12 protein-coding genes are annotated in these 12,965 nt (G+C 61.6%); 4 read left to right on the top strand and 8 right to left on the bottom strand.

The features are described 5' to 3' along the window. Nucleotides 1–1,380, top strand: a 1,380-nt coding sequence (gene sufB / locus IRZ31_RS01505; RefSeq protein WP_297148797.1) for a Fe-S cluster assembly protein SufB, incomplete at its 5' end; no start/stop codon positions are given. A gap of 10 nt (nucleotides 1,381–1,390) precedes the next feature. Here the strand turns inward: sufB and IRZ31_RS01500 are convergent. The 4 genes from IRZ31_RS01500 to IRZ31_RS01485 all read right to left on the bottom strand — a co-directional run bounded on the left by IRZ31_RS01500 (nucleotide 1,391) and on the right by IRZ31_RS01485 (nucleotide 4,024). After that, on the bottom strand, nucleotides 1,391–1,570 hold the full coding sequence (locus IRZ31_RS01500) for a hypothetical protein (protein WP_297148795.1): 180 nt from the start codon (nucleotides 1,568–1,570) through the stop codon (nucleotides 1,391–1,393). 98 nt (nucleotides 1,571–1,668) lie between these two features. Continuing rightward, complete coding sequence (locus IRZ31_RS01495) at nucleotides 1,669–2,310, bottom strand: TetR/AcrR family transcriptional regulator (protein ID WP_297148793.1); 642 nt, start codon at nucleotides 2,308–2,310, stop codon at nucleotides 1,669–1,671. 404 nt (nucleotides 2,311–2,714) lie between these two features. Beyond that, complete coding sequence (locus IRZ31_RS01490) at nucleotides 2,715–3,095, bottom strand: hypothetical protein (RefSeq protein ID WP_297148791.1); 381 nt, start codon at nucleotides 3,093–3,095, stop codon at nucleotides 2,715–2,717. 227 nt (nucleotides 3,096–3,322) lie between these two features. Next, on the bottom strand, nucleotides 3,323–4,024 hold the full coding sequence (locus IRZ31_RS01485; RefSeq protein ID WP_297148789.1) for a phenylalanine--tRNA ligase beta subunit-related protein: 702 nt from the start codon (nucleotides 4,022–4,024) through the stop codon (nucleotides 3,323–3,325). 259 nt (nucleotides 4,025–4,283) lie between these two features. Here IRZ31_RS01485 and IRZ31_RS01480 point away from each other — a divergent pair, with 259 nt between their 5' ends. Then, nucleotides 4,284–4,550, top strand: a complete 267-nt coding sequence (locus tag IRZ31_RS01480) for a hypothetical protein (RefSeq protein ID WP_297148787.1) — start codon at nucleotides 4,284–4,286, stop codon at nucleotides 4,548–4,550. 435 nt (nucleotides 4,551–4,985) lie between these two features. After that, complete coding sequence (locus IRZ31_RS01475; RefSeq protein ID WP_112432915.1) at nucleotides 4,986–6,899, top strand: protein kinase; 1,914 nt, start codon at nucleotides 4,986–4,988, stop codon at nucleotides 6,897–6,899. A 68-nt stretch (nucleotides 6,900–6,967) separates the two neighbouring features. Here IRZ31_RS01475 and IRZ31_RS01470 read toward each other — a convergent pair whose 3' ends face one another. The 4 genes from IRZ31_RS01470 to IRZ31_RS01455 form a co-directional block, all read right to left on the bottom strand. Then, complete coding sequence (locus tag IRZ31_RS01470; RefSeq protein ID WP_297148783.1) at nucleotides 6,968–7,615, bottom strand: NAD(P)-dependent oxidoreductase; 648 nt, start codon at nucleotides 7,613–7,615, stop codon at nucleotides 6,968–6,970. A gap of 127 nt (nucleotides 7,616–7,742) precedes the next feature. Further along, on the bottom strand, nucleotides 7,743–8,165 hold the full coding sequence (locus IRZ31_RS01465; protein ID WP_297148798.1) for an Rrf2 family transcriptional regulator: 423 nt from the start codon (nucleotides 8,163–8,165) through the stop codon (nucleotides 7,743–7,745). Nucleotides 8,166–8,382: 217 nt separating this feature from the next. Then, the gene (locus IRZ31_RS01460) at nucleotides 8,383–9,519 is read right to left on the bottom strand and encodes a citrate synthase (protein WP_297148781.1); all 1,137 of its coding nucleotides are present in this window, start codon (nucleotides 9,517–9,519) and stop codon (nucleotides 8,383–8,385) included. Between the two features lie 304 nt (nucleotides 9,520–9,823). After that, nucleotides 9,824–11,230 carry an acyltransferase gene (locus tag IRZ31_RS01455; RefSeq protein ID WP_297148779.1) on the bottom strand — a complete coding sequence of 469 codons (1,407 nt, stop codon included), beginning with the start codon at nucleotides 11,228–11,230 and terminating at the stop codon, nucleotides 9,824–9,826. A 320-nt stretch (nucleotides 11,231–11,550) separates the two neighbouring features. Between IRZ31_RS01455 and IRZ31_RS01450 the strand changes: the two genes are divergently transcribed. Next, nucleotides 11,551–12,954, top strand: coding sequence for a cobyrinate a,c-diamide synthase (locus IRZ31_RS01450; protein ID WP_297148776.1), 1,404 nt, complete (start codon nucleotides 11,551–11,553; stop codon nucleotides 12,952–12,954). Nucleotides 12,955–12,965: the final 11 nt, after the last annotated feature.

The raw sequence follows: 12,965 nt of genomic DNA, 5'->3' as shown, positions 1-12,965 counted from the left end.
GCCGAGCCGAGCTACACCGCTGGCTTCCATGTACCTGAAAATTACGCCTTCAAGTCGAAGAAGGGGCTGAGCCGCGAGGTCGTTGAGCAGATCTCGGAGATGAAGGGCGAGCCTGAGTGGATGCGCCGCTTCCGTCTCAAGAGCCTCGACCTCTTTCTAAAGCGGCCTCTGCCTACCTGGGGTGCAGACCTCTCGGGGATCAACTTCGACGATATCTACTACTACATTAAGCCCGTCAGGGAACAGGGCCGCTCGTGGGACGAGGTGCCCCCCGAGATTAAGGAGACCTTCGATCGCCTGGGCATCCCAGAGGCGGAGCGCAAGTATCTGGCCGGCGTAACGGCCCAGTACGAGAGCGAGGCGGTCTATCATAAGGTCCGCGAGGATCTGGAGAAGATGGGCGTGATCTTTATGGATATGGATAGCGCCCTGCGCCTCTACCCCGACCTGGTGAAGGAGTACTTCGGCACCATCGTTCCGCCCTCCGATAATAAGTTCGCCTCGCTCAATAGCGCAGTCTGGAGCGGCGGCAGCTTTGTCTACGTGCCGGAGAATGTGCGCGTGGAGATTCCTCTCCAGGCCTACTTCCGCATCAATGCCCAGAATATGGGCCAGTTCGAGCGCACGCTGATCATCGCGGAACCCGGCTCGTATGTCCACTATGTGGAGGGCTGCACGGCTCCAGTCTATTCGACGGATAGCCTGCACAGCGCCGTGGTGGAGATTATCGTGAAGCGCGGCGCCCGCGTGCGCTATACGACGATCCAGAACTGGTCGAAGAACGTCTATAATCTGGTGACGAAGCGCGCCGCCGCCTACGCCGATGCGACGATGGAGTGGGTCGATGGCAACCTGGGCTCGAAGGTCACGATGAAGTACCCCGCCGTCCTGCTGATGGAGCCGGGCGCGCGCGGCGATATTCTGTCGGTGGCCTTCGCCGGCGATGGGCAGCATCAGGATGCCGGTGCGAAGGTGACCCACCTGGCCCCGTACACAACTTCGCAGATCCTCTCGAAGTCGGTCTCGAAGGGCACAGGCCGCGCTTCCTACCGCGGGCTGGTGCGCGTGAACCCGGAGGCCCACCATACGAAGTGCAGCGTGCGCTGCGACGCCCTGCTGCTGGACGAGCGGGCACGCACCGATACCTATCCGACGATGCGTATCGAGAACAATGAGACGGAGATCGGCCACGAGGCTACCGTCTCGAAGGTCGGCGAGGATCAGCTCTTCTACTTGATGAGCCGCGGTCTGGACGAGTCGGAGGCTTATTCGTTGATCGTGAACGGCTTCATCGAGCCGATCACGAAGGAGCTGCCGATGGAGTACGCGGTGGAGCTGAACCGCCTGATCCAGCTGGAGATGTCGGGCAGCGTCGGTTGATACCATCTGCTCAGCTCACCTCGCGCCCGGCGCGTGGCAGAAGCTGTCGGTCGAGGGCCATCGCCCACAGGCGGCGATGGCCCTTTTCTTGCTTCCTTCCCAGGCCGCGTTCAACAGCCTTAAGGAGATTGAGCAGATCGAGGGATTGGCCAAAATCACGCTGCAGCGGATCAGGGCTTACTGGCGACAACGCGCGCAGGCTCTGCGCAATCCAAGCAGGTGAGCGCGAGCCGGCTAGGCGTGCAGGATACAGCCCGGCCTGCTGCCCTTTCCTTTTCCTTCTTCGCCCTAGGAGGTCGCAGGTTTGGGGGCAATGCCCTCAAAGACAACGTCGATGAGCCGCTCGATGCAGCTCTCGTTGAAGGGTTGCGGCTGCGACGGCGCCAGAGGGCCAAATATGAGATGGTAGAACAAGGGACCGGCTACGAGGTCGATGACGAGCCAGGGATCGAGGTCGCGTCGCACTTCGCCGCGCTCCTGGGCCTGCCTGATCAGCTCGATAAACTGCTGCAGGCGCGGAGCAAAGAGACGTTCAACAAAGGCGCGATAGATCTCGGGGTTGATGTGTAGCTCGCCAATGGCTCGGAAGAGCAGCCGCTGCAGAAAAGGGTTCTGCTGGATAGCCCGATAGGCCAGGGTGTAGACGGAGACGAAGTCGCGTCGCAGGTGGCCGGTGTTGATGACCGGAATGTCAGTGTAGATACGATGAGCAGCTTCGAGGACCAGCTCCTCCTTCGAGGACCAGCGACGATAGATGGTGGCTTTGCTGACGCCAGCGCGGGCCGCGACACCCTCGATGGTCATGCCCTGATAGCCTTCTTCGGCTAGCTCTTCCAGGGTGGCCTGGAGGATAGCCATGTGCGCCTGGGCGCTACGTGGACGCCCAGGCCGCCGTTGTGCTGACTCGGACTCAGATTCAGGTTCAATCATGAGACGGCTGCCCCTCCCTCGCTTCCATTGTAGTAGGTGACTTGCTGAGCGTCAAGCCTGCCTCCGGCACTGACTCCCCAGACCCCGACACGCGACGCCGCCACGGCGGTAGACAGAGTAAGGCCAGCGGTGCCCCGACTGCCAGGACGGCAGCAGCGACCAGGCACTGCGATCGAATGCATCGATGAAAGCCCGCTCTGCAGCGATGCGCAGCAGCGCCTGAACTGGCGGCGGTAGCTGCCCGGCGACCACGACAGCTTTGCCAATGGAGTCGCGTACAGCCCCTTGCAGGACATTTGGATACGAAACTGTTTCGTTTCTTTATTAGCCTAACACAGGAGAGGGCGGAACGCAATAGCTCGTATCCCTGGCGAGGAACGTGGATAGCCGGCCTTCTCTGTCTCTTAGCTGCAACCGATCTCTGCTGTCTGCTCAACCGACTTCAGAAAGCGTTTGCGGCCCATACTATTCCTGAGCGTCATGCCTGGTAGCAGCGCGTGTGATACAAAGGCGCGTGGCCTGCCGGCGGCATCCACTCTATAGACGCCTGTGTAGCGACTCCAGCAGAATGGGACGATGTTCCCTAAGATTATTTCGAGCACGAGCGGCGGAACAGCCAGGTCTCGCTGACGCGCCAACAGGAAGATCAGAACGAGTACCCCCACTACTGTTTGCGCCAGAGCACCCAGCAGCAGATACGGGTGAACAGCACAACCAAGCAGCTCCCCATCGCGCACCCAGTAGCGATAGACAATGAGCCGACGATCGTTTACCGGTTTCAGCATAGCTTTCCCTGCCTTTCTGCTTTTTTTGCGTCCAGAGGGAGCGCTCACGCTGGCCATCTGCCTTGAGTGATCAGCGTTGGCGCTCCCTGGCTCCTCCTGGGAGGTACAAACGCAATGGGAGTCACTGGCTCCAATATCCTCTAGCAAGCAGTGCACTGCTGCCTGAGAGCAGGGCAATCATTACCAGAGAAAGGAGGAAGAGCACAGTGTTGGGGCGGATAGCGCTGCTACCATTCCGCCAGCGGTCTCGCCTCTGAGAGGAGGAAGGGATGGACCTCAGCCTCAAAGTAGCGACGGAGGCCGTTTGTCATCTCCTCCAGTACCGCCTGCGCTACTTGCGGGCCGACCTCGCCCAGGGACTCAGAAACGAGGAAGACCCGGCGCGTCTCAGGGGTGATGAGCGCAGTGCGCGATTGGCGCCAGACAAAGTGACGGGTGAGAATGGTCTGGCCATCGGTATAGGCTACTTCACCAACCTGCACCGGTTGCGGCTCCTCTTCGCCCAGAGCGGTGAACTGATCCCCCTCGCGCGTCAGACGCAGCTCCAGCGGTCCGCGCACCTGTTCCAGATCGAAGCCGCCGACAGGGACGACGTAGCGCAAGGAGACGGTGTTATAGAAGTCAACCAGCGCGTTGATGCTGAACGGCTCTCCCCCTTTGAGAGCACGCCGCAGCAGCGCCTCAATTGAGCTGGGGAACTTGCTGGAGACGCCGATTGCGCGCAGACGCTCGCGCCAGGGCTGTACACGAGGATGCGACTGGGCGTTGCCATAGGCGGCAGCCTCCTGCCCGGCTCTGACCCAGGCACGCCGCCATTCCTCACTGACCGCTGGCAGTATGCGGCTGTTATCCAGGCCCTCGGCGACAACGACAGCAAGAGAGAGGCCGGGGAAATGGGCAAAGATGCTGTTGTCAATCCTGAATTGCAAAGGTCAATACCTCGTCTAGTCAAAAAAATTCAGGGGCAGAGATTATAGACCTCCCTGGCCAAGAAAGCAAGCACCAGACCATGCTCAAGGAGAGAAGTGGACGGACGGACAGGCAGGTATGATTATCCTTGGAGCAGCAGGGTTCAGCGACGTCTATCATGATGGGAGGCTCTCTGTGAGCCAACAGGAGTACAGATCAGAAAACAGTCTGAATAGAGCATCAGGAGGCTGTTCTCCACGCTTAACGAGAGAGAAGACAATGACATTCTGGATCAGTATCGCCCTCGCCCTTCTGGGCACACTGATAGCACTCATCTCCCTGCTCCTTGGACGACATGCCACCCCCGTGCGCACCCCCGAGGAGTGCGCGCTCATACGCGAGCAGCTGATCGCCTCCGGCGTCTCGCCCCGCGTGGCCGAATACGTCGCCCAGGGGAAGCGTCTTGAAGCTATCAGGGCTTATCGCGATGAGACGGGGCAGGGTCTGAGGGAAGCCGTTCGCTATATCGACCAGCTCTTCAAGTAAGTAAGAGGGCAGGCTGAGCTGGCGACTGGGGAGCCAGCCCCGCAGCACCCCATACCGACGCTAGCCAGGAAGCCAGACTATCGATCATCTCATCTGACTTTGGCGATAGGGCAGCAGCCTGCCATTGTCCTGACAGGCCAGGCGGTCTGTCTGTAAAGTTGAGATGCCCTGGCTGACCTTGCCATTCGGCAGAGAGGACAGTCCAGTCAGGCCAGCACCAGTGCTGAATGAGGCCGGATCAGTACTTGTCTCTCCTCGATAGGAGAGCAGGCAAGGCAACTTGCAGAGAACGTCGGCGTAGATATATAGTGAAGAGCAAACAGCCCAGCACAGAGCACAGCGCAGACGACAATCGTGCTTCAGGAAGTGGCTCACTGAGCGATCTGCGCAGTGTCTTTCATCGGCTCAGTCAGCTCGGCCCGGGCGAAAGGAAGCATGGTGGCTCGTTGTCTCAATCCACGCGGAGGACACGACAATCCCGAGAGCGCCGTCTCCTGCCGTCGCTGCGAGTTTCTTATCGAGGGAGCGCGCGTCGGCAACTACCAGATTACGGCCTTCATTGGTTCGGGCAGCTACGGTCATGTCTACCAGGTGCGCGAATCGGAGCCGCTCAGCCGCACGCTGGCCCTCAAGGTCCTGCGCTTTGACCAGCTCAACGACAAGGCCCTCGGTAGCTTCTTTGACGAGGCGCGGCGCATCGCTACCCTGCAGCATCCCAACATTCTCCCCGTCTACAGCTTCGGCCAGCTAGAGGACGAGCGCCCCTATCTGGTAATGGAGTACGCGCCGCAGACCATCTACGATCTCTTCCGCAAGGCCGACGGCAGCCGGCGCCCTGCCTTCGCTGAGGAGCTGCTCCCTTATGTAGAGCAGGCAGCCCAGGCCCTTTACTACGTGCACCAGAATGGACTGATCCACCAGGACGTCAAGCCAGGCAACCTGCTCATCGGACGCAATGGGCAACTCTTGCTCTCAGATTTCGGTACCACTTTCTACCTGGGCATGCAAACCCACGCCTCGCTCGGCGAGGTGACCGGTACCGCCGCCTACATGGCCCCCGAGCAGTGGCAGGGCAACCCGCGCCGCGAGAGCGACCAGTACGCCCTGGCCATCTGCTGCTACGAGTTGCTCACGGGGCGTCTGCCCTTTGCCTTTAGCCGTCTGGAAGAGATGTGGCGCGCCCACCTGCACGAGCCGCCGCCGCCGCCACAGCAGTGGAATCCGCGCCTGCCCGCCGAGGTCGCCGCCGTTCTCCTGCGGGCCCTGTCCAAGGATTATCATCAACGCTACCATGACACGCAGCAATTCGCCAGCGCCTACGCCGAGGCCGTCGCGACCGCCTTGCAGCGCTATGTCTGCGAGCGCTGCGGGTTCCAGAACCGCAGCGGTGCTCAGCGCTGTAGCAACTGCGGCGCCGACTACGACGACCGCACCTGTCCCTACTGCCATGCCCCGGTGCGCTTCGGCCAGCGCTGCTGCTCGGCCTGCGGGCGCCTGACCATTCCACCGACGCTCGTCCGCCACAGTCCTTTACTCGGCATCAGTATCCGCCAGGGACGCTACGACATCAAGCGCGTCCTCAAAAGCCGCGAGGAGACGCGCGTCACCACAATGGTCGCCACCGATAACCAGGCCAATGGTGCAGAGGTAGTGCTCAAACGCTGGGAATGCACCGACTTCCCGCTGGCCCGGCGCGCCCAGGAGCTGGCCTACTACGACCGCGCCAGCGAGGCCCTGGCCCGTCTGCGCCACCCGCTCGTACCCCAGGTGCGCGAGCGCTTCGCCGAGGGCCGCCACTACTATCTGGTCCTGACCTACATCGACGGCGAGAGCCTGGAGGAGCGCCTGCAGAAGTTGCTGCGTCCCCTGCCCGAGCGCGAAGCGGTGACCTGGCTCTATAGCGTGCTCAATATTCTGGCCGCTCTGGAGCAGCAGCAGCCACCGCTCTATCACTTCGATATCTCGCCCGCGAACATCATCATCGAGCGCCAACGCAGGCGCACCATGCTCACCGGCTTCCAGATCCCACCTCCACCGCTCGACAGCCCACCCGGTAGCCGCAGTCAGCATCGCACGACGCGCAAGCTGGCGCTCTCACCCTACCTGCCGATCAAGGATCGGCGCTACGACCGGCGTACCTGCATCTACATGCTGGCGGCCAGCATCCACCACGTCCTTACCAACCAGGGGCCGCCGCACTATCCGGCCTACCCACCGGTGCGCCAGCTCAATCCCGCGGTCTCGCCAGAGCTGGAGGCGATTCTGGCGCGAGCCTTACAGGAGGAGCCTGCTGCTCGCTACCAGACCTATCAAGAGATGCAGCGCGCGCTGAAGCCTCTGCTGCCCTAGAGCGAGAGCAGCATCGGCACCCAGCCCACGCGCTGCCCTGAGACTGCCCTGCGGCCTCACCTGCGCCGCTAGTAGGCCACGGTGAAGCGCTGGCGCACAAAGCGAGGCTGCTCCACTTCGTCGAGCAGCGCCACCGCGTAATCCTCCATTGAGATGCGGCTCTCGCCCTTCTCATTAGTTACCAGCTGCTCGGTTCCCACGCGATAGCGTCCCGTGCGCTGGCCCGGCTCGATAAAGGCCGCCGGACTGAAGTAGGTCCAGTCGAGATCAGCCCCCTGCTGGCGATAGATCTCCAGAGCCTCGGCAGCGGCGGAAGCAATGGGACGCCATCCCGGTGGGAAGTCAGGCGTGTCCATCAGGCGCACACCGGGCGCCACTTCCAGACTGCCAGCGCCGCCCACTACCACTAAGCGCTTGACGCCCGCCCGCTTCAGCCCCTCGATGAGAGCCTGAGCCGCCTGCACGACCATACGCGGGTCTTCCTCTCGATCACGCGCCGGCCCCACCGCACTGATCACCACGTCGTAGCCGCGGACCAGCCGCGCGACATCGGCAGGGTCAAGAACGTTGCCCGCCTCAAAGCTGAGGCGCGGATGACTCAGAGTGAAATGCTCGGGGCGACGCGCCACCCCTTTGACTTCGTGACCCCGGTTGAGAGCCTCCTGGATGATACGCTGACCAATGTTACCTGTTGCCCCAAAGACGACGATCTTCATGAAAAGGTCGCTCCTTTCAGTGGCTGAAGAACCCTGCGCCCGCTCCCGTAGGGCTTCAGGGCGCCGGTCTGGCTTACTCAATCTGTAACTGTGACAGTTCTCAATGCAAGCGAAAAAAAGGACTCCACTAGGCCGGCGACGACAGCTCCCCTTCCTGAGCGGTCTCCAGCACCTGGGCGATAGTCTGGCGCGCCAGCGCCTGCTTGAAAGCCGCCTCCGCCTCGCCGAAGTAGTTCAGCAGAGTGCGCTGAATATTGCGCCCGATCAGGCAGTCGGGATTCGGCATGCGATGATGCAAAGCCAGCAGGGGGCCAGCTCCGACGGCCTCATAGACATCCAGCAAGCTGATGCTGGCGGCATCGCGTCGCAAGCGCCAGCCACCACCGACTCCCGGCTGCGAGGCCACCAATCCGGCCCGGCTGAGCAGGCCCAGAATGCGGCGAATAAAGACCGGGTTCGTATTGACGCTGCCGGCAATGCGCTCGGACGTCAGGGGATCTGCCTCGCTTTGCTGAGCGAGCAAGGTCAGAATATGGACAGCAACGGCCAGGCGTGTATCTCGCGTAGTCGCCCTTCCTCCCAGTGGTAGCCTATTCGTAATGAGTATAGTTGCGGATCAGAGCTTCTGTCAAGGCCAGGCCCGGCGCCCCAAAAGAAAAGGGAGCAATCTGCTAGCGATTGCTCCCGATGGAACCGCAGTGTGGACTCTTCTTGCGGCGTGCAGTAGATTGGCGAGCACCCAGATATCTGGTGCCTGCCTGGCTCTCTTAGCTTACCTGAGCCTGCTCGCGCTGCTCGATTGGTACATAAGGGACATCTTTGGGGCCGATGTACTCGCCGCGTGGGCGGATCAGGCGGTTGTTGGCGTACTGCTCCATGACGTGGGCCGTCCAGCCAACAACACGGCTGCAAGCGAAGACGGGCGTGTCCAGATCGACAGGAATGCCCAGCAAGTAGTAGACCGTCGCCGAGTAGAAATCGACATTGGCGTGCAGGCCCTTCTGCTCTTTGACATAGGATTCGATGACGCGCGACATCTCCACCCAGCGTGTGTCGCCCTTGCGCCGGCTCAGCTCCACGGCGAAGGCATCCATATGCTTGCCGCGCGGGTCCTCGGTGCGATAGACGCGGTGGCCAAAGCCCATGATGCGCTCCTTGCGCTCCAGCATGCCCCGGATATACTCCTGAGCGCGGCTCACATCACCGATGCGCTGGAACATGCGCATCACCTGCTCATTGGCACCACCATGCAGCGGGCCGGAGAGCGTGCCTATCGCCGCCGTGATTGCCGCGTACATATCAGCAAGCGTGCTTGCTGCCACGCGAGCCGAGAAGGTCGAGGCATTCAGCTCATGGTCGGCATGCAGAATCAATGCCACATCCAGCACATGGGCATCATATGAATCGGGCCGCTCCCCCCTGAGCATATAGAGGAAGTTCTCCGCCAGGCTCCCATCCTCCAGCGGCGCTACCGGCTCTCTCCCATTGCGAATATGATCCCAACTGGCTACGATCGAGGGCAGAAGCGCTGTCAGGCGCACTGCTCGCCGTAGATTGGCTTCCTGGGAGCGATCACTGAGATCGGGGTCGGTGGTGGAGAGCGCGGAAACGACGGTTCGGAGAACATCCATCGGGGGCGTCGAGGGAGGCAGTAAGCGCATCAGATCGATCAGCCGTCCTGGCAAGGCGCGGTTAGCACGCAGTTCCGCACTGAGGGCCTCTAGCTGTGCGCGGGTCGGCAGCGTCCCATGCCAGAGCAGGTAAGCTGTTTCTTCGAACGAGGAATGAGCGGCCAGGTCGTGAACGTCGACACCGTAATATGTCAGTTTGCCGCGCTGACCATCCAGATCACAGATACGGGTATGGGCGGCAACGACATCTTCGAGACCTTCGGTGGTAGGCATAGAAGCTCCTTTTGGGGACGTATGCTTCGCTTGAGCAGTAGGCGGAGCTCAACGTCCGACGTGTCGGGCAACCGCTGCTTCCACAGCGAAGCAGACTACTTCGCCACAACAAATCATATGGGTTGTGTAAAGTATTATAATCTTGCCTTCCCATCAGTGTCAACGTAAATCGAGCTAGCAGGCGCCGGCCCGTCTTGCTGTCCACCACAGGCGGGCTGGCCGCCTTGGCCAGCTCAGTGAACGGTGAGCGAGCTGTGTCGATAAGCGAGAAGAGCAGCCAGATGGCTGGCTGCTCTTCCTGGTTCTAACGCATGTGCGAGGTGGTTAGCTGCTGCCCTTGCCTGGGAGCCAGCACCTGACCACCCCCGCCGCCTCCTCTGAGCCGGCGCTGACCGAGCTTGAGAAAAGGGCGCTCGATGAGCAGGTACGAGAGGAAGGCTAGCGGCAGCACCGTCACCAAGACCCATAGCCAGTAGCAGCCGTAGATCAACCAGTGATTGAGTCCGGTGAGCCACGGCTGGATATGGACGCTAAAGTAGGCGATCAGTGGCAGATGCCAGATGTAGAGACTATAGGATACCAGGCCGAGCCAGCGCAGGTAGCGCCAGGAGAAGATGGAGCGCAGCAAGGATGGCCCGAAGAGCAGGCCGGTCAGACATGAGCCGTAGGCCAGGGCAAAGCCAAACTCGCTCAGGGTATCATAGAGGGGCAAAAGGCCATCCAGCCAGGCAAAGGCTCCCAGATCATGGTTGAGGTGCCAGAGAGCCATGCCCACAAACAGGACCAGCCCAAGGCCCCAGAGCACCAGGCTCCAGCGCCGCAAGCCCCTCATCAAGACGCCAGCGGGCCGGATCATGCGTCCATAGGTGTAGCAGGCGGCGATCAGCATCCCGATGGCAAAGTCCTCCAGAAACTTGCCGCTCATGCCGTAGACAAAGAAGAGGACCACGTTGAGAACCGTGCGCGGCACCAGCGGCAGGCTGGCCTCGGGATGATCGACGTAATAATCACCCCAGTGACGCACCAGCAGGGCGTAGACAATGACCAGAGCCAGCGTGAGACAGATCAATGGAAAACGCCGACGCTGCGGCAGGCGTCTGAGCAGCAGCGAGACCCCCAGCGCCAGCAAGGGCAGCAGCAAATAAAACTGCCATTCGATGGCCAGCGTCCAGTAGGGACCATTGATCTTGCGAAAGGTCTCCGGCGTCGAGTCCATGAAAAAGGTCACAAACAGCAGTAACTCGCGCCAGTGAGCCGGCTGCCAGTATTGTGGCTGCCAGAGCGTGATCAAGATCAAGAGCGACACATAGTAGGCCGGCCAGATACGCAAAGCCCGCCGCAGATAGAAGCGTCGCCCCGAGGGCCACGGTCGCTCTTCACTCAACAACGCTCCAACATAGGGCAGGAACAGCAGAAAGCCCGACAGAATAAAGAAGAGAGTCACCCCTGTGCTGCCGACCAGCAATAAAGAACCCACCAGCGGATAGTGCAGCGGCTGCCAGAGATGCTGATGATAGGTCGTCCAGTTGACGTGAAACACGAGCACCGCCAGGCAGGCCAGCGCCCGCACACCGTCGAGCACTGGAATGGTATTGCCGCGGAGATCACTCTCTAGTAGCACCGGCAGGTTGTGAAGAAGACGCAGCAGCCAACCAGCAGCAGCCCGTAACCAGCGCCAGGGAGGAGACTGACCGATCACTTCCAACAACATAGATAAAGCACCCATTGTTCTCACGTAATAGGACAACGGAGTCAGAGCGCTGATGGTGACAGGTATCGGTATATTTTCCTACATTCTGAGATAGGTTGCGCTATCGGCAAGAGCCAGTGAGCAAGGAGGGCCGGATCGCGCTTGACTGGCCACAAGAGCAGGTGATTAGCTGTCGTCAGTGACGCTGAACCGGGGCGAGGGCTGTGGGATGTCCCAGAGATGTCCCAGACAGGTAGGCCAGGCTGGGCCGAGGCCCTGGCGGGGCTGAGTCCATCCATGAGCGATCTCCGGCCCGTGTGCGCAGCGAAGGAGGTTTGACGATGTCTGTCGATCTGCCACGTTTACTGATCGCCGGTACTGCCAGCGGCGTCGGCAAGACCTTGATCAGCTACCTGCTGATCGCCGAGTTGCGGGCGCGGGGCTGGCGCGTGCAGCCGTTTAAGGTTGGCCCCGATTATCTAGATGCTTCACATCTCTCCCAGGCCGCCGGACGGCCCTGCTACAATCTCGATACCTGGTTGATGCCGCCAGCACGCCTGGAGGCCATCGTCGCCTCGGCCTGTCGCGATGCCGATCTGGCCATTATCGAGGGCATGATGGGTCTCTACGACGGGCGTGAGGCCCACAGCGATGCCGGCAGCGCTGCGGAGATAGCCCGCCTGCTGCAGACGCCCATCATCCTGGTCTTGGACGCCTGGGCCCAGGCGCGCAGTGCCGCGGCGGTCGTGCTGGGCTTCCAGCAGTTCGCCCCTCAGCTAGCACTCGTCGGGGTGATCGCCAATCGTGTGGCGGGTCCTGGACATGCGCGCCTGCTGCGTGAGGCCCTGGCCTCCTCCCCCGGTCTGCCTCTGCTGGCAGCGTTCCCCGCACTGGACGAGGCCCCCTGGCCCGAGCGCCATCTTGGCTTGCTGCCAGCCAACGAGCAGGCCCTCAGCGGCGAACGCCTCAACGCCCTGTTAGCGCTCTTGCGCCAGTCCTGCGATGTGGAACAGGTGCTGACCCTGGCGCGACAGGCGCCTCCCCTGGCCACGAGCGAGGCCGAGGCCGAGATAGTCACTGCCCCAGGCGAGGAGCGGGTACGCCTGGCTCTGGCCTATGATGAAGCTTTCAGCTTCTACTATCCTGACACGCTCGATCTACTACGCCAGGCCGGGGCCGAGCTGGTGCCTTTCAGCCCGCTGCGCGATCACCAGCTACCAGCGGGTTGCTCCGCTCTCTATCTGGGCGGCGGCTTTCCCGAGGAGCACGCCGCGTCCCTGGCCGCCAACGAAAGGCTGCGCCGCCAGCTCGCCGAGCTGTTGGCGGCAGGCTTACCCTGCTATGCCGAATGTGGAGGGCTGATGTACCTCTGTCACCACATCCGCACAGCCAGCGGCGAAAGCTACCCTATGCTGGGAGTTATCGAGCGCGAGAGCATCCTGGGAGGCAGCTACACGGATCTGCGGATCGGCTATCGTCTGGCTCGGGCACAGCATGAGAGCCTGCTACTGCCGCCCGGGGTCCAGGTACGCGGGCATGAGTTCCACTATTCGCGTCTGGATGCGGGGCCGGACCCCGCGGAGGCCGCCTATATGCTCAGCTCGCCCGATGGGCAGCACCAGCAGCCCGAGGGCTTCGCCCGCGGCAACCTGCTGGCCAGCTATCTGCACCTCTCCTTTAGCGGCTATCCCGAGGCGGCCCGGCGCTTTGTAGGCGCCGCTCGTCGCTGGCGGCAGGTCCCTTAGCCTCCTCAGCA

Source organism: Thermogemmatispora sp. (assembly GCF_019683635.1).
In the GTDB taxonomy this organism is placed as follows: Bacteria; Chloroflexota; Ktedonobacteria; order Ktedonobacterales; family Ktedonobacteraceae; genus Thermogemmatispora.
This window is presented reverse-complemented; position numbering and strand designations above follow the sequence as displayed.